Source organism: Shewanella hafniensis (assembly GCF_019655335.1).
Classification (GTDB): Bacteria; Pseudomonadota; Gammaproteobacteria; order Enterobacterales; family Shewanellaceae; genus Shewanella; species Shewanella hafniensis.
This window is the reverse complement of record NZ_BPFD01000051.1, coordinates 18,845-34,402: the sequence shown is the minus strand read 5'-3', so window position 1 is coordinate 34,402 and position 15,558 is coordinate 18,845. Positions and strand designations below refer to the sequence as shown.

At 46.8% G+C, this 15,558-nt stretch carries 16 protein-coding genes and 1 pseudogene; 5 read left to right on the top strand and 12 right to left on the bottom strand.

All coding sequences use genetic code 11. The features are described 5' to 3' along the window. Nucleotides 1-184: 184 nt before the first annotated feature. Nucleotides 185-346: pseudogene (locus tag K5Q99_RS14685) on the top strand (IS630 family transposase); the annotation flags it as partial. A 164-nt stretch (nucleotides 347-510) separates the two neighbouring features. On the opposite strand, the gene hemB reads toward K5Q99_RS14685, so the two are convergent. The 12 genes from hemB to rraA all read right to left on the bottom strand — a co-directional run bounded on the left by hemB (nucleotide 511) and on the right by rraA (nucleotide 11,294). Next, nucleotides 511-1,518 carry a porphobilinogen synthase gene (gene hemB, locus K5Q99_RS14680; RefSeq protein ID WP_006087116.1) on the bottom strand — a complete coding sequence of 336 codons (1,008 nt, stop codon included), beginning with the start codon at nucleotides 1,516-1,518 and terminating at the stop codon, nucleotides 511-513. 9 nt (nucleotides 1,519-1,527) lie between these two features. Continuing rightward, the gene (locus K5Q99_RS14675; protein WP_220777273.1) at nucleotides 1,528-3,414 is read right to left on the bottom strand and encodes a sensor domain-containing diguanylate cyclase; all 1,887 of its coding nucleotides are present in this window, start codon (nucleotides 3,412-3,414) and stop codon (nucleotides 1,528-1,530) included. Continuing rightward, the gene (locus tag K5Q99_RS14670; RefSeq protein ID WP_220777272.1) at nucleotides 3,407-4,210 is read right to left on the bottom strand and encodes a TatD family hydrolase; all 804 of its coding nucleotides are present in this window, start codon (nucleotides 4,208-4,210) and stop codon (nucleotides 3,407-3,409) included. Before K5Q99_RS14670 ends, K5Q99_RS14675 begins: the two co-directional genes overlap by 8 nt. Beyond that, the gene (locus K5Q99_RS14665) at nucleotides 4,210-4,737 is read right to left on the bottom strand and encodes a hypothetical protein (protein ID WP_106649232.1); all 528 of its coding nucleotides are present in this window, start codon (nucleotides 4,735-4,737) and stop codon (nucleotides 4,210-4,212) included. Before K5Q99_RS14665 ends, K5Q99_RS14670 begins: the two co-directional genes overlap by 1 nt. 45 nt (nucleotides 4,738-4,782) lie before the next feature. Continuing rightward, complete coding sequence (gene tatC / locus K5Q99_RS14660; RefSeq protein WP_106649233.1) at nucleotides 4,783-5,538, bottom strand: twin-arginine translocase subunit TatC; 756 nt, start codon at nucleotides 5,536-5,538, stop codon at nucleotides 4,783-4,785. A gap of 3 nt (nucleotides 5,539-5,541) precedes the next feature. Continuing rightward, nucleotides 5,542-6,042, bottom strand: coding sequence for a Sec-independent protein translocase protein TatB (tatB, locus tag K5Q99_RS14655; RefSeq protein ID WP_220777271.1), 501 nt, complete (start codon nucleotides 6,040-6,042; stop codon nucleotides 5,542-5,544). Nucleotides 6,043-6,048: 6 nt separating this feature from the next. Beyond that, a complete protein-coding gene (gene tatA / locus K5Q99_RS14650; RefSeq protein WP_006083329.1) occupies nucleotides 6,049-6,288 on the bottom strand; it encodes a Sec-independent protein translocase subunit TatA in 240 nt (79 codons plus the stop codon). A gap of 59 nt (nucleotides 6,289-6,347) precedes the next feature. After that, nucleotides 6,348-7,997: a ubiquinone biosynthesis regulatory protein kinase UbiB gene (gene ubiB, locus K5Q99_RS14645; RefSeq protein ID WP_106649234.1), complete on the bottom strand. Its 1,650-nt coding sequence runs from the start codon at nucleotides 7,995-7,997 to the stop codon at nucleotides 6,348-6,350. After that, a complete protein-coding gene (locus K5Q99_RS14640; RefSeq protein ID WP_220777270.1) occupies nucleotides 7,994-8,614 on the bottom strand; it encodes a ubiquinone biosynthesis accessory factor UbiJ in 621 nt (206 codons plus the stop codon). The genes ubiB and K5Q99_RS14640 overlap by 4 nt, the downstream gene beginning before the upstream one ends. Further along, nucleotides 8,614-9,369, bottom strand: coding sequence for a bifunctional demethylmenaquinone methyltransferase/2-methoxy-6-polyprenyl-1,4-benzoquinol methylase UbiE (gene ubiE / locus K5Q99_RS14635; RefSeq protein ID WP_006083326.1), 756 nt, complete (start codon nucleotides 9,367-9,369; stop codon nucleotides 8,614-8,616). The genes K5Q99_RS14640 and ubiE overlap by 1 nt, the downstream gene beginning before the upstream one ends. Before the next feature lie 245 nt (nucleotides 9,370-9,614). After that, entirely contained in the window at nucleotides 9,615-10,679 is a 1,065-nt protein-coding gene (locus K5Q99_RS14630; protein WP_220777269.1) for a formimidoylglutamase, read from the bottom strand. A 129-nt stretch (nucleotides 10,680-10,808) separates the two neighbouring features. Then, a complete protein-coding gene (gene rraA, locus K5Q99_RS14625) occupies nucleotides 10,809-11,294 on the bottom strand; it encodes a ribonuclease E activity regulator RraA (RefSeq protein ID WP_006083324.1) in 486 nt (161 codons plus the stop codon). A gap of 324 nt (nucleotides 11,295-11,618) precedes the next feature. Between rraA and K5Q99_RS14620 the strand changes: the two genes are divergently transcribed. The 4 genes from K5Q99_RS14620 (at nucleotide 11,619) to K5Q99_RS14605 (ending at nucleotide 15,523) form a co-directional block, all read left to right on the top strand. Continuing rightward, nucleotides 11,619-11,867: a uroporphyrinogen decarboxylase gene (locus tag K5Q99_RS14620; protein ID WP_220777268.1), complete on the top strand. Its 249-nt coding sequence runs from the start codon at nucleotides 11,619-11,621 to the stop codon at nucleotides 11,865-11,867. A 418-nt stretch (nucleotides 11,868-12,285) separates the two neighbouring features. Further along, the gene (locus K5Q99_RS14615; protein WP_220777267.1) at nucleotides 12,286-12,798 is read left to right on the top strand and encodes a phosphatase PAP2 family protein; all 513 of its coding nucleotides are present in this window, start codon (nucleotides 12,286-12,288) and stop codon (nucleotides 12,796-12,798) included. 75 nt (nucleotides 12,799-12,873) lie between these two features. Continuing rightward, nucleotides 12,874-13,914 (top strand): MJ1255/VC2487 family glycosyltransferase, encoded by a 1,041-nt coding sequence (locus K5Q99_RS14610; protein WP_220777266.1) that lies wholly within the window; start codon nucleotides 12,874-12,876, stop codon nucleotides 13,912-13,914. A gap of 142 nt (nucleotides 13,915-14,056) precedes the next feature. Continuing rightward, nucleotides 14,057-15,523: a thioesterase gene (locus K5Q99_RS14605; protein WP_220777265.1), complete on the top strand. Its 1,467-nt coding sequence runs from the start codon at nucleotides 14,057-14,059 to the stop codon at nucleotides 15,521-15,523. The last annotated feature ends 35 nt before the right edge of the window (nucleotides 15,524-15,558 follow it).

The window sequence follows — 15,558 nt, the reverse complement described above, 5'->3', positions numbered from 1 at the left end:
TGCCACCTGAGTGCGGTTATGGCATTGCAAAAATAGCGATACAGCGAGCAATCGCATGCGCTTATGCGGATTTTTTTCTCTTTTGGAGAGGCTAAGCAGACTTTCAGCAGTTTCAGGTTTCATAATCCAATTTTAAGCTGTTGGGTTGCTTGCTATTAGATCAGACTTCAATGCGGAATGGTATTATTCACCGGAGTTGAATCTGATGGAGCCGGTATGGCAATGACTGCGTCAAAATGCGTTGGCCAATCGTCGTGTTAGTGGCTATGGCGACATTGTCGAGCAGTGTTCTATCGCATGGAATGAGAGGAAAGTAAGAGTGATAGAGTTGTGTACTAGCCAGTGAAATGTTCTGACCAGTTAATTCATTAAGTTGCTATAGGTTTGTCTCCGGTTACTCTCTCCATAACTCCAAATGTGCTGATTTAGTCTCGATAGTTATCAATGGCTAGATACAAAAAAGCAGCCATAAGGCTGCTTTCTTCAATTTATACACAGCTATCGCGAGGTCTAAGCTTCTTTCAGCCACTGTGCGGCACGTTTAGCGAAGTAAGTTAAAATACCGTCTGCGCCTGCGCGCTTAAAGCAAAGTAGAGATTCCATGACGATGGCTTTTTCGGCTAACCAACCATTTTGGATGGCGGCCATGTGCATGGCGTATTCACCACTGACTTGATAGGCGAATGTTGGCACGGCAAGTTCAGTTTTAACGCGGTGCACTATATCTAAATACGGCATGCCTGGCTTAACCATAACCATGTCGGCACCTTCTTGAATATCGAGTGCGACTTCATGCAGAGCTTCGTCACTGTTTGCTGGATCCATCTGGTAGCTGTGTTTGTTGCCACCTTTGAGATTACCTGCTGAGCCTACTGCGTCACGAAATGGGCCGTAGTAGCTCGAAGAGTATTTTGCTGAGTAAGCCATTATTTGGGTGTTTACGTGGCCTGCTGCTTCTAAGGCTTGGCGAATAGCGCCTATGCGGCCATCCATCATGTCTGACGGTGCAACTATGTCTGCACCGGCTTCGGCGTGTGATAATGCTTGCTTCACTAAAATCTCGGTAGTGATGTCGTTTAGGATGTAGCCAGTCTCATCTATGATGCCGTCTTGACCATGAGTGGTGAAGGGGTCCAATGCTACGTCTGTCATGATGCCAAGCTGTGGAAAGGCTTTTTTAAGCTCACGTACAGCACGTTGCACTAAGGCATCGGCATTATAAGCTTCTTCTGCCATTAAGGTCTTTTTCTCTGCAGGCGTCACAGGGAAGAGCGCAATTAATGGGATGCCTAACTCAACCAGTTCTTCGGCTTCTTTTAGTAGTAAATCGATTGAGTAACGTTCAATACCTGGCATAGAGGCGATCTTTTCACTGCGATTGGTGCCTTCTAGAACAAACATGGGATAAATCAGGTCGTTGACCGTCAGCTGATTTTCAGCCATGAGACGACGGCTAAAATCATGTTTACGCATGCGGCGCATTCTACGCTGAGGGAAGGCACTGGTAATGATATTCACATTTGACTCCTAATTAGGTACTGGTCCTGCTTGAACTGATGAAAATAAGCTGACTTGATTACGTCCACCATTTTTCGCTTGGTAGAGGGCTTTATCCGCTTGTTCTAATAATTTGGTGCTGTGTTGATCGTTAGTGACGATATCGGCACTGACTCCGATACTGATAGTCAAAGGTATCGCTACACCTTCCCATTCGAAATTGATAGATGCAACTGCGTCTCTTATCGTTTCAGCGACTTGGAGTGCACCATCTTCTGCTGTATTAGGCAGGATGATAGCAAACTCCTCGCCTCCATAACGTGATACGAGATCCGTTGGCCGCTTTAAATGTTGCTGTAATGTTTGGGCAATGGTTCGTAAGGCTTCATCGCCTGCAAGATGGCCGAATCTATCGTTGATCAGCTTGAAGCGATCGATATCGAGCATCAACAGGGCTATTGGTGTTTCTTGCCTGCGACTGATCCTGCTTTCTGCAATCAAACGTTTATCGAAAGCACTGCGGTTTTTGACCCCAGTTAAACTGTCGATAGTGCTTTGTTCGGTGAGCTTTTGATTCACCTCATGCAATTCTCTGAGGGTGATTTCAAGTTCTAAAGTACGCTCTTGTACCATTTGTTCGAGTTTCTCATTGCTCTCGGCTTCTGATTTTAGGGCTTCTTCCCGCGCACTACGAATTTTCTGTGCTTGTTTCAAGGCTTCTTGCTGGATACGCAGTTTAGCTTTGCGCTCATCGTTATAACGGATGGCAAGTACCAAAGACATAAAGATGATTTCAAATGTCAGGCCGAGCATGACAGGGGTTTGCGGTTTTAAGTTGAGGTCAATCACGCTGAGATATAGCAAGCTACTGATGCAAGCTCCTGTCAGCATACTCACCCAGCCAATAGTGTACATACGTGCCAGTTTATGGCCATTGATAGCCTGACTAATGGCAAAGACCATCAGGACTAGGCTGAGCACTGCAACGGAAATGATCTCGATATAGAGCGCTGTGCCATATTGGATAAATGGTGTGGTGAGTCCAACACAGAGGATATACACAGCGCTGTAGCGGCAAGTTAATAGCATGCGGCGGTTTAAATATTTGAGCTGTAATATTTTTTCGGTAAACATCAGCGCAAACGCCATAACGATTGGCAGTAAAAATGGCACCATAACTTGCTGTAATATCGGCCAATTTGGCCAGAGGAATCGAAAGGCAAAACCGTTGATGGTAGCGACTAGCAAGGTCATGCTGAGCACGTAGCCGGAATAATAGCTGTAACTGAATGAGCCCGATGCAATGGCAATAAAGAGGCTAAAGATACCAATCGCGGCCAGTACGCCGAGTTGAAAGCCATGTTCGACGGCGGTGGATTCGGCAATCTGGGCTAAGTCATTAGATGACCAGAGGTTTAACGATATCGCAGCGCTGCCTTCAGTTTGAATATGCAAATAAAAAGTATGGGTATCATCCATGTTGAGTTTAAATGGATACAGGAAGATATTGCTCAAAAATGGTCGTTCGTTATAGGGAAAGGTGTCGCCCATTAGCACAGTATTAGCGAGCTTATTATTGATTAAATGGTAGATAGTGACCTTGTCTAACAGGGGATTATCTAACGCTAAAATACGTGAAAGTGCATCGTCTGGGCTGGTTAAGCTGAAACTGAGCCAAAAATCATGGCCGCTGAGTTTTTGAATGTCTTTACTGGTGAAGTTATGCCAATCCGTTTTTGGCAAGGCTTGGATCTCGGTAAACTCCTTCGCCGAAGCTGGGTGGCTCACCATCAACCAAGGTGTAAGGTTTAGCGGTGTCGTTGTGGATTCATCAATGCTTAATAGGGTTGCGAATGAAGATGTTGAACACATCCACAGCCACAGTAAGAGAATAAGTGACGAGTTCCGTTTAAGCATGGACTCGGTCCAAATTAAAAAAGGCTAAGCTATTCTGGTAGCAACGCGCTGCAAACTCATCAGCGCTTTCACCGCGCAGATTTGCAATATAGTTCGCAATATAGGGGAGATATTCGGGCTTGTTCTTACTCGATTTAGGTTTAGGCCGCATGCTACGAGGCAATAAGTACGGGCTATCTGTTTCGATTAAAATACGATTCTGTGGGATAAATGGCACCAGCTGCGCCAATTCTTGGCCGCGTCTTTCATCGCAAACCCAGCCTGTAATGCCTAAGTGTAAATCGAGGTCGATATAGGCTTCCATTTGGGCGTGAGTGCCAGTGAAACAATGCAAAAGCGCGCCACTAAGCTGCGGGCGATATTCCCGCAGGATTGCAATAAAGTCTGCGTGAGCATCACGTTCGTGCATCAGCACGGGCATTTGCAATTCAGCCGCTAAGGCGAGTTGGGCAATAAATGCTTGGCGCTGTATGGGTCGAGGAGAGAAATCACGATTGTAGTCTAAGCCACATTCGCCAACGGCAACCACTTGTGGTGCTTGGCAGAGTTCGGCTTGTCGCTTGCTTGAGTCTGCTTGCCAGCCACTGGCATGGTGAGGATGCACACCAGCAGTACAATAAAGTTGATTAGGATATTGTTCGCAGATAGCAATTGCTGCTGCACTTTCAGATAAATCGCTGCCAATAACAATTAACGGCGAAACCCCTTGGTCCGCCGCCGCTTGTATTATTGATGCTGTGTCTGGTTCGAGTGCGCTGCCAAGTAAATTGACAGCGATATCTATGTATGAGGGCATTAGTTTAGGCGTTTCACCCGTGCTTTAGCATTGCGATTATCAGTACCCATTAAGAAAGAGCCTAGGGCTGCTTTTTCAATGTAGACTTTTTCGCCTTGCTTTAGGCTGAACTTACGGCCGTCAGTTTGTTTCCATACCTGACCGTTAGTGAATGTTACTTTGATAGCACCGTAGGGATCTTCTGTAATAGACTGTACTTCAAGATAAATTTTATCGACAGTATTCTCTTGAACGCGCTTAGCTTCCATTCCAAAGTCATCGACAATATTAGCCGCTGCCGCTTGTGGTGCGGTGGCCGCTACTGCTACAGCAGTCGGGGCTACAACGGTCGCTACAGTCGCTGGCGCAACTTGAGTGCTCGCCAAGGCTGGGGTTACGCCTTTGACACTCTCGGCTAGCTTGTCATAACAAATTAAGCGGTCGAGTTTATCGGCGGTTGCAGCACATTGGGTTAACTGTTGTTCAATGCTGGCATTTGCTTGGACTGATACCAGCATAATTGCTGCTGCCATAAGAGTTAAGCGCATGAGAATGTTCCTTATTATATTATTCCCCTAACGCCATCGAGGACGTTAGTCGTTTGTTTGTTCGCTATCTTCGTCTGACTCGTCATCACCTTGCTTACTGTAGAAACGAGCCGCTAATAAACCGCCTTCGAACAATAACAGCATTGGTACCGCAAGCATAGTCTGGGAAATTACATCCGGTGGGGTTAATAACATGCCTACAACGAAAGCGCCCACAACGATATAAGGACGTTTTTGCTTGAGATCTTCAGGTGTTGTCACGCCCGCCCAACAGAGTAAAACAACGGCAATAGGGATTTCAAAGGACAGGCCGAAGGCAAAGAACAGCTTCAAGACGAAATCAAGGTAACTGGTAATGTCAGTCGCGACTTGTACACCCTCAGGTGCAGTATTGGCGAAGAAGCCAAAAACGACGGGGAACACTATGTAATAAGCGAAGGCGATGCCGAGATAAAACAATAAGGTGCTGCTAAACAGCAGAGGCATCACTAAACGTTTTTCATGCTTGTATAAACCCGGTGCGACAAAAGACCAGATCTGGAACAACACATAGGGCACTGCGACAAAAAACGATAATACTAAGGTCAATTTAAAAGGCGCGAAGAAAGGGGCTGCGACATCAGTCGCAATCATGCTGCCACCAAGGGGTAAAGATTGCATTAAAGGTATTGCCATATAATGGTAAATGTCATTTGCCCAGTACACGCTGCAAATGAACACTAATAACACGCTGGCAATGGATTTTAGCAGCTTGGACCTAAGTTCAAGCAAATGGCTGATAAGTGGCTGCTGTTGCGACATGAATTATCCGTTGGCTTTCGGGTTAGAACGGGTATCCGCGCCCTGAGTTGGCTCATTTGGCGTAGTGGGAGATGCCGATGTTGGACTCGCCTCTACTGTGGCAGCCGGATTAGCTGGGCTCGCTTGAGCTGAACTAGTGTGAACTGTGCCCGCAACTGGAGAATGTATTTGATTCTCTGACGCAGGCGTGTCTTTGACCGGGTCCTGAACTTGATAAGGACGGTTCACTGACTGTGCCGCTTGCTTCAGTTGTTCAATAGACTCTTTGAGTTCCGGCGAGAGGTTAGATAAACCTTTACTCTCAGCTTTTTTTAGATCGGCATGCAACTGCTCGATCTTCAACTCCTGCTCAAGTTCTTCTTTTACCGAGTTTGCCATGCGTTTCATCGCACGGATCCAACTCGTTACCGAACGTACCGCAACCGGTAGACGTTCGGGGCCAAGAACCACTAGCCCCAAAACACCGATCAGCAGCAGCTCCATAAAGCCGATACCGTCAAACATAAAGAGTTACGCCTGTTCTTTGTTAGACTCAGGTTTCTTTTCAGTCGCCTGTTGAGTCGTTTGTGCTGTTTTAGCCGCTTCGGTGTCTTCTAATGCCTTTTTATCTTCTTCTGAAGACATGGCGTTTTTGAAGCCTTTCACCGCACCACCTAAATCGCCGCCCAAAGAGCGTAATTTCTTAGTTCCAAACAACAAAACAACGATTAACGCAACGATAAGAAGTTGCCAAATACTAATACCACCCATGAAGGTATCCTCTTAATTGATATCGGTTCTATTATGAACCTATGATTAATTAGTGCTAGCTAAAATTTGCGATTCTTTGGCCTAGATCGCCATCCGACAAACCACAATATAATGCCTGAAATTAGACAAACATAAGGGGTCCATAGTGTAGCGTCTCTATTGATCAATAACGTGCCACAGATCAATAAAACTGCAGAAGTGATAAGCAAGTAGTTACTCTTGTGTGCCTGCTGCTGGTATTTCAAATACTTATCTAGCATTTGTTGCTGAGAACTCAGCAATTTCCTGCCTAATTTAAGGTTATCGTAAATCAGTTCAGGGAATTCTGGTAGTTTATCAGCCCAATATGGCAGTTTTGTGGATACCTTTTTAAACATAGCCTTAGGACCCACTTGGTCGGCCATCCACTGCTCTAAAAACGGTTTAGCGGTTTGCCATAAATCCAACTGCGGATACAGCTGACGACCTAAGCCTTCGATATAGAGTAAGGTTTTTTCTAGCAATACTAATTGCGGCTGTACCACGATATCGAAGTGGCGTGCGGTACGGAATAGTTCCAGCAACACATGGCCAAAGGAGATCTCATCGAGTGGTTTGTTGAACATAGGTTCACACACCACTTTGATCGCCTGTTCAAAAGCTTGTAGATCGGTTTTTTCAGACACCCAGCCAGACTCAATATAGAGTTGGGCGATTCGGTGATAATCGCGATTAAAGAAGGCGAGGAAATTCTCGGCGAGATAGCGTTTATCCACTTCGCTGAGTGTGCCCATGATGCCGCAATCGAGGCCAATGTAGTAAGGGTTCTCGGGATGATCGCGGGAAATAAAGATATTGCCCGGATGCATGTCGGCATGGAAAAAGTTATCACGGAACACTTGGGTGAAAAACAGCTCTACACCACGCTCAGCCAATAACTTAAAGTTGGTGCCTTGCGCTTTAAGGGCGGCAATATCCGAGACCGAAATTCCGTAAATGCGCTCCATCACCATTAGGCGCGGATAGCAAAACTCTTCATACACATAAGGCACATAGAGCGCATCTGAGTCGAGGAAGTTATTGCGTAGCTTGACTGCATTTAAGGCTTCGAGCTTAAGGTTTAACTCGCCTAAAATGGTCACGCGGTAATCTTCAATCACTTCAGCAGGGCGCAGCCGATTACCTTCACCGAGGAGATAATCGATGACCTTGGCCGTTTGCGACATCAACTGCAGATCGGCCTGAATTTTAGCTTCTACATTCGGCCGTAGCACCTTAAGTACGACGTCTTTGCCGTTAGATTTCAGGGTCGCGGTATGCACCTGCGAAATAGAGGCTGAGGCCAGCGGTGTTTCATTAAAGTCATCGAATAGGGATTCAATTGGTGCTTTTAGTTCAGCTTCAATTGCTTGGCGAGCAAGCGCGCCATCAAAGGGCGGCACCTTGTCCTGCAGCATGGCCAATTCACTGGCCCATTCATCGCTGAGTAAATCGCGGCGGGTCGAGAGCATTTGCCCAAGCTTAATATAAACGGGGCCGAGTTCCTGCATCGCCAATTTTAAGCGTTCGCCACCGGGCTTATTCTTATGCTTATTGCGGATCCAGAACAGACTATTACGGGCGAGTTTAAAGTACCAAGGTGTCATCTTTGGCGGCAATACGTCATCTAACCCGTACTGAAGCAAGGTCTTGATGACATGGTAACCACGGCGGATACTGGCAAGGGTCATGGCTTAATTTGGTCTCTTAATTGGGCAATCCGTTGTTCAATCGCGCGGGTATCGGCAACTAAATCATCCATTTGATCGCGAAAATGAAGTAACTCAATTGGGTGCGGTGCGAGGCGATACTCTTCAACTGCGAGTTGCCCTAAGTGGGAGCGGGTTTTACGCAACACTTCGAGTGCAAAGTCTTTTGCCTGATGGCTAGAACAGATGAGTTTGTGAGTGGGACCATCACCTAAATAACGGGATATTGGCTCGGCAAAGTCAAATTCGATACCGCGTAGATATTGGCTAAAGCTTTGTAATAAATTGAGATCGCCCTCAAGCTTGAGTTTATCTTGCTTGATTAGTTCAGTCAGGTTTGCGCCTTCGGACACGCGATAAAGCGTCGTCGCATCGGCATGTAGACTGACATCGACATCGCCTTCATAGCGGCTCAGTACTTGGATCTCTTTGGCAAACACTAAATAGAATGGCCAGCTGAGCTGCGATAATTGGATACGAAACACTTTGCCATGCAACTGGCGCTGGCGCGAATAATCGTCGCCCGCTTGGGCCTGAAGTTTTTTCAGGCCCGTTTCAATTGCGGCGCAGGCAAGCAGCACAACTTCTTGCGGCATCATTAGAATTTATAACCACGGTGCAATGCGACAATGCCGTCGGTCATGTTGGTGTAGTCGACTTGTTCAAAGCCTGCATCAACCATCATTTGTTTTAATGTGTCTTGATCTGGGTGCATGCGGATCGATTCAGCCAGATACTCGTAGCTGTCGGCATCTTTAGTGATGAGCTCACCCATCTTAGGTAAGACTTTGAAGCTATATAAATCATACACTTTACGCATGATTTCATGCTGAGGCTTAGAGAACTCTAGCACTAATAACTTGCCACCGGGCTTAAGCACGCGGTTCATTGAACGCAGCGCCGCATCTTTATCGGTCACGTTACGCAGACCAAAGGCGATGGTAATGATGTCGAAGTGGTTATCGGGAAACGGCAGTGCTTCGGCGTTGGCTTGCACATAACTGACATTGTTGACTATGCCCTTGTCGCGCAGTTTAGTGCGCCCGACTTTTAACATGGAATCGTTAATGTCAGCTAAAACCACTTCACCTTTATCGCCCACTAAGTGAGAGAATTTTGCGGTTAAGTCACCTGTACCGCCGGCCAAATCGAGCACTTTCATGCCAGGGCGGGCGCCAGAGACTTCAATGGTGTAACGTTTCCAAAAACGGTGAATGCCGAAGGACATCACATCGTTCATTATGTCGTACTTAGCGGCAACAGAATGAAACACGCCGGCAACGAGTTCAGCCTTTTTATCGGCCTCTACAGTTTTGTAACCAAAGTGGGTACTTTTAGATTCGCCCTCAGACATCAATGTGTTCCTATTGTTTTGCAATGTATTAGTTGCGAGTGTAAGCCATCGCCTGCATTTGCTGAATCTTTGATCTATCACTCTGTGATCGAGCTAGTAAACTAACTGCAATGCCTTAGCTTGAGGCACTCCCTAGCAGTCGTAGGATTAAGTGCTTAGCGACCACGTAAAATGGACAGGCATTAGACCACAATATCAGGATTTGGTGAATAGCTTAGCGCCCAGTTGGGGGCAACTGGTTATATTCATTGTGCCAAAAATTGCATGCGAGCCTGCACATAAGCGTAGATAAGCTCGCTGAGGCTTTGGCCTACATCCCTGAATCCGGCTTCAATTCCCGCTTCGTGGCAACTTGGTGCAGCCTCGGCTAAATGCAAATAAGCGCATGGGCAGTGGCGGGCGATATAGCTGACATAATGCGCCGCATCGAGCAATGGCACACCTGCAGCGGTTGAAGCGCTACTGGGCATTTTAGCGATAGCATCTACGTCAAGTTCTAATCCTACGGGTAAACCTGTGTCATTTAGTTTGGCGGCGATTTCAAGTAAAGCTTGGTTAAGGCTGATTTCACGGCGAACCCAAATTTGTTGCAAGCTATGCCAAGTTCCCCCAAATTCGCTGAGTTGGCTTAGGTTTGCTTCGCTGTTTTTTAACTCGTGTAAACCCAGTACATGGTAGCAACCTAAGGCGCCGCGATCGGCTGCGTAACTAAAGCCATTGCCGCTGTGACGACCTTCGAGCAGACGAAAATCCGAATGAGGGTCAAGATTCACCGCGGCGACTTGGCGTTGGTAGTGGCCGTAGGTTGCCATCAACAAACCATAGGCATTGTTGTGGCCGCCGCCGATGAGTATGGGTTCTAAACCCGCTTTTAAAATCGCACTGACGACACGGATAACGCGCTCATCGAGTTGCTCCACCGCATCACGTAATTCATCTAAGGTGACGTGAGTGTTATCTGTTGTATTGCTCGTAGTTTGTTGCTGCAGATCGGTGGTGTTCACTTGGCCTAACACTAGGCATTCGGCGCCAGAAAGAAAACGATTCGATTGTAAATTGAGCCATTGGCGCATACAGGTTGTGAACGCATCGGTCGCACCGCCGCGGCCCAAATTGGCGCGTGGGCCGATATCTTCGCCTACGCCGAAAATAGCAAAGTTTGCCCCGTGGGCTTTGGCTGTGGCGAGTATGGTCTCTAACGTGTGTTCGTGATTAGCCAGATGGACGCATTGGCCTAACTTAGTTTCGCCGGTTCTTGGGCTGACTAATGAGGCAATATCTGTATGGGTAAAGGGAATAAATTCAGGCATAGATTGATATTCTTATTCGGCCGGAGTCGAGCTATTGTGGCCAGTGTGGCGAGAGGATTCAATGGGGAAACGCTGAAAATAGTGAATAAAAAAGCCAGCTTAGCTGGCTTTCTTGGCTGAACAGTGAGATTACTCAATGTCGAGTGGTTCAGGTGATAAAATCACACCTGTGTTATCAGCATAAATGTGATCGCCGGGTAAGAAAGTCACACCGCCAAAATTGACCGGAATTTCCACTTCGCCCACTGAATTGCCATCAGCACCCACTGGAATTGAGGCAAGAGCCTGAATACCAATGTCTAACTCTTCCAATGCATCCACATCGCGTACAGAACCGTAAACGATAATGCCTTCCCAGTTGTTGCTAACCGCAAGTTCAGCGATAGCGCCATCGATCAGCGCACGGCGTAATGAGCCACCGCCATCAACGAGTAAGACTTTACCTTGACCATCCTCTTGTAGGACTTCGGTGATTAGGCCGTTGTCTTCAAAGCACTTGATGGTGCTAATAGAACCGCCAAAAGAGCTACAACCACCGTAGTTACTGAACATGGGCTCGACTACATCTACGACATCTAAGTACATGTCACATAATTCTGAGGTGTTGTATTCCATATTTACACTCCTATTGATCCGCGTTGCGTACAGTTTAGCGAGTTTACGCCAGTATAAAAGGGATTCTTGAAAAGAAAAGTGTTATCAATCACGGTATTGTTGCCATTGGGCTGTTAACACATCTGTAGTAAATTTTCGTCGCACTTTAGAAGTTATGCGGTAAAACTTGATATTAGTCATTAAATAACGGTTTTTTATTACAACTCTGTTGCGTGCTTTGGTATTATATCCCAAGTTTAAATTAACTTACTTAACTTAATTTGCTTTAGGGGCATGGACCCCCCGTTACGCTTATGGACGGTAGAGGGCCTTCAAGAGGTGCCTATGGAAGCTGTAAATACGATTGAAATTATTGGTTATTTTGCCTCTGTAATGGTGGCGATCTCTCTAATGATGAAGAATATCATTTGGTTGCGATGGTTGAATTTTGTGGGATGTACCCTGTTTGTTGTTTATGGGGTGTTTATTTCTGCTTGGCCAGTGGCTGGCATGAATGCGTTTGTTGCTTGTATTAATATTTACCATTTGACGAAAATTTACCGCGCTAAGGCGAATACTTCCGCCGCAGCCTAAGTTTATTTGATTGTGTTGCTCTTGGAATTCACGTTTAGAGCAACACAATATCTTGTCTCAGTCCTATCGCTATTCCTAAATAAATCCCTTAGCTCCAGCATAACGTCCCTAGAATCCTTCTAGATCAAAGCCCAAGCCATGCTTCTTGTCATAAAACCTTCGAGCATATGTCACTTAGCCGTCACAGGTCTTTCTTAGTCTCAAGTTATCTAATAGTACTTTAGCTAATTCGATTCGGGTTTGACCATTAGCAAACCGTAAATTAGCCAGCAAACAGTAAATAACAAATTCAATCGTGACGTGAGTAGGGCCTTGGTGAGTAGGTTGCGTGATACCAAGCACTCTAAGCGTCGTCGAGAGAATGCACAGATTAACATCGCAGTAAAACTCGCTGGCATGCCAGCAAGGAGCCTGTTTTATGTTGAGTTACGTTGCAGACTTAGATAAGCGAATGTTTTGCCATATCGTGAGTTTTACCCAACGTCATGGTTTATACGCCCATGCAAAGCGGGTATCGGCGAGTGGCGATGGGCATGTGTATTTATATTTGTCCGTGGGCTTGATGTTGACTCACGCTCAAGGGCAGGCCTTATTCAACTTGATGTTAGCGAGTTTTCTAATGGAGTTGCCGCTGTATTTAGTGTTGAAAAATAGCATTCGCCGTACACGACCTTGCCATGCGCTAGTGGGATTTGAGAGTGGTTTTGAACCATCGGATCGCTTTAGTTTACCGTCGGGACATACGGCCGCCGCCTTTGTGATGGCAATGAGTGTGGCGCAAGTTTATCCCGTTGCAGCTCCTATCGCGTTTTTATGGGCTTTTAGCATAGGGGGCTCACGTATTGCACTCGGCGTGCATTATCCCTTAGATATTTTGGCGGGAGCCTCATTGGGGATGGGGGCAGTATTACTGGTCCATCCGGTGATTTAATTCAAGCAAACGCACGTTAATCATTTCATCTCATTAGTTGGAATTCTCCTTCACTCATCAGTTTAAGGATACGTAATGCGAATACTCTACGGAGTTCAAGGCACAGGGAATGGCCACTTAAGTCGTGCACGCGTCATGGCTAAAGCACTGATGAAACGAGATATTGAAGTGGACTTTTTATTTTCGGGGCGTAAGCCTGATCAGTTTTTTGATATGGAGTGTTTTGGCGATTATCGCGTACAAGCGGGCATGACGTTTGCGACTCACTCCGGGCGCGTGAATGTGCCGCAAACGGTTCGGCAGAATTTGTCCTTGTCGTTATTTAAAGATATTAAAGCCTTAGATCTCAGTTGCTACGATCTCGTGCTCAACGACTTTGAGCCAGTATCGGCTTGGGCGGCGCGGCGCCAAGGCGTGCCATCCATTGGCATTAGCCATCAGGCGGCGTTGACTCATCCTGTGCCGAAACTCGGTAGCACTTGGTTTAATGAAATGCTGCTCAATAACTTTGCCCCTGTGGATATCGCGCTGGGGTGCCATTGGCACCACTTTGGTTTCCCTATCTTGCCGCCTTTTGTCGAAGTGGATGCCAGCCCATTCGAACACACGCATCAAATCTTAGTGTATTTGCCATTTGAGGAGGCGGATGTGATTGCCCGTTTCCTGTCGCATTTTAGTGACTATCAGTTTTTGGTGTATCACAGCCAACAGCCGACGGGACAAGTTGCGGAACACATTAAGTGGCATAGCTTTAATCGTGAGGGCTTTAAGCAACATCTTGCCAGCTGCGGTGGTGTTATCGGCAATGCGGGCTTTGAGCTTGCCAGCGAAGCATTAACCTTAGGTAAAAAGCTGTTAGTGAAACCACTGATTGGCCAGTTTGAGCAATTATCGAATGTGGCGGCGCTGCAACTCTTGGCGGCCGCAGACAGCATGATGAGTCTCGATGTGAGCGTCGTGAAGCGCTGGCTGAAAACGGCATCACCTAGTCCAATTGCCTATCCTCAGGTTGGGGATGCGCTGGTTAAATGGATTGATGGCGGCGATTGGCACGATAGCCAGCCACTATGTAAAGAGCTGTGGAGCCAAGTTACGCTGCCTGATACTTGGCGTTAAATCGGCTTATTTGCCGCGTTGAAAAGCGATTTAGGCACTAGCTGGGTCAATGGGGTTAGCGTATAATTTCGGCACTTTTGCTGTTAGCCCCTTTCAGCACGTCTATTTTGGCCTAGCTTGGCCGTTAATTATGTTGTTATAAATGAGCCTGAAAAAGTTTACCCAGTACAAGTTACTGTTTTTAATGTTGTTGTCGCTTTGTGTCTTACTCCCTTTTATTCCAGATCAGGCTTACCACATTCCCGGACCAGATATCGCGAAGCAAAACTTCCATGTGATTGAGTTTAATGATCAAAGCCAGCCCCATGACGGAAGGCAATGGCAAGGTCTAGCGGCGCGCATATCCCAGCCAGAGCCTGCACAGATCCCTGAACTATTGATCTTTGTCCACGGCTGGCACCATAGTGCTGAGCCTAAAGATGAAAACTTTATCGCCTTCGAGCAGTTTTATCAGCAGATGGCGGCGTCCGATACGCAGCGCAACTTATTGGGTTTGTATATTGGCTGGCGCGGCGATAAATACGATCCCTTTTGGCTCGATGGCTCAGATGATGCGAAAAGCTGGATTGAACCCTTAGATTTCCCTACCATTTTACAGCGTAAACGGGTTGCTAAACGCATAGGTCAACTAGGTTTATCCCAACTGCTTGATAAGCTCGATGGCTTAGTCGCCGAGCATAAACTGCTGCGTTATACCGTAATTGGTCATAGTCTTGGCGGGGCAGTTGTTTTGCATGCCAGCAAAGATCGCATCAAGGCAGCTATCGATCATCAGCAGGATAATCCTAATTTATTCTTACTGTTAAACCCTGCCGTGCCCGCTAAGGAGTATCAGCCACTCGATACCTTGGTGAGCTTAGATAGGCAAAAACCGAGTATGGTGGTATTGCAGTCGAAGGGCGATTTTGCGGTGAAAGAAGCCTTCAATTACATCAAGGATGGCGAGCGTGCTGTCGGTAATTCTTGGGCGATTACCCACGATATCGACAAATGCTCAGGTGGTAATTGTACTACGCCAATGAAGATGCCGTCGGCTTTGATGGCGCATGATCAAATTCCTGGCTGTATGATGACCTTGCCCCATTCTGGCTGGAAAATTCGTGCTCGTCTGCAGGCTCGCCGCAGTGTGCAAACCTGTCCCGATGCCAATATGCAGGCAGTGTGGGTGCTGGCGGTGTCCGATGAAATCGTCTCTGGGCACAATGGTATTTTGACGCCGGATCATGCCAAAGCCTTGTCTGAAGTGATGAGTATGATTGATTTGTATCGAAATCAATTACCTAAACATGCGGTGGAAAGTCCCGCCAACCAAGATCTCGGTACTTTAGCGCCAGAGTCAGAAGCTGCAACATCCACACAAGGTGAAGCGCCAGTGCCACAAGAGCCAGTGATAATTGTCGAGCCTTTACCTGAAGAACAAGGCTCACCGACGCCTGAAGTCAATGCACCATTGCAGGAGCCAAACGTATCACAGGAACAAGCTAAGCCCGCCGTTACTGAGGCGCCGCCCGAGCCAATTAAAGCGCCAGAACTAGAAGCAAAACCTGAGGCCAAGCCAAATGACGGCGCGAAGCCTCAACCTAAGGTTGAGACTGAAGGTATAAAGTGATTGAGATAATTCAAAAGGAATCGGAAGAATAGATC

What these genes read in the sequence shown, in the direction of transcription:
- K5Q99_RS14675 (WP_220777273.1), bottom strand. Translation starts at nt 3,414, where the DNA reads ATGCTTAAACGGAACTCGTCACTTATTCTCTTACTGTGGCTGTGGATG.
- K5Q99_RS14670 (WP_220777272.1), bottom strand. Translation starts at nt 4,210, where the DNA reads ATGCCCTCATACATAGATATCGCTGTCAATTTACTTGGCAGCGCACTC.
- K5Q99_RS14665 (WP_106649232.1), bottom strand. Translation starts at nt 4,737, where the DNA reads ATGCGCTTAACTCTTATGGCAGCAGCAATTATGCTGGTATCAGTCCAA.
- tatC (WP_106649233.1), bottom strand. Translation starts at nt 5,538, where the DNA reads ATGTCGCAACAGCAGCCACTTATCAGCCATTTGCTTGAACTTAGGTCC.
- tatB (WP_220777271.1), bottom strand. Translation starts at nt 6,042, where the DNA reads ATGTTTGACGGTATCGGCTTTATGGAGCTGCTGCTGATCGGTGTTTTG.
- tatA (WP_006083329.1), bottom strand. Translation starts at nt 6,288, where the DNA reads ATGGGTGGTATTAGTATTTGGCAACTTCTTATCGTTGCGTTAATCGTT.
- ubiB (WP_106649234.1), bottom strand. Translation starts at nt 7,997, where the DNA reads ATGACCCTTGCCAGTATCCGCCGTGGTTACCATGTCATCAAGACCTTG.
- K5Q99_RS14640 (WP_220777270.1), bottom strand. Translation starts at nt 8,614, where the DNA reads ATGATGCCGCAAGAAGTTGTGCTGCTTGCCTGCGCCGCAATTGAAACG.
- ubiE (WP_006083326.1), bottom strand. Translation starts at nt 9,369, where the DNA reads ATGTCTGAGGGCGAATCTAAAAGTACCCACTTTGGTTACAAAACTGTA.
- K5Q99_RS14630 (WP_220777269.1), bottom strand. Translation starts at nt 10,679, where the DNA reads ATGCCTGAATTTATTCCCTTTACCCATACAGATATTGCCTCATTAGTC.
- rraA (WP_006083324.1), bottom strand. Translation starts at nt 11,294, where the DNA reads ATGGAATACAACACCTCAGAATTATGTGACATGTACTTAGATGTCGTA.
- K5Q99_RS14620 (WP_220777268.1), top strand. Translation starts at nt 11,619, where the DNA reads ATGGAAGCTGTAAATACGATTGAAATTATTGGTTATTTTGCCTCTGTA.
- K5Q99_RS14615 (WP_220777267.1), top strand. Translation starts at nt 12,286, where the DNA reads ATGTTGAGTTACGTTGCAGACTTAGATAAGCGAATGTTTTGCCATATC.
- K5Q99_RS14610 (WP_220777266.1), top strand. Translation starts at nt 12,874, where the DNA reads ATGCGAATACTCTACGGAGTTCAAGGCACAGGGAATGGCCACTTAAGT.
- K5Q99_RS14605 (WP_220777265.1), top strand. Translation starts at nt 14,057, where the DNA reads ATGAGCCTGAAAAAGTTTACCCAGTACAAGTTACTGTTTTTAATGTTG.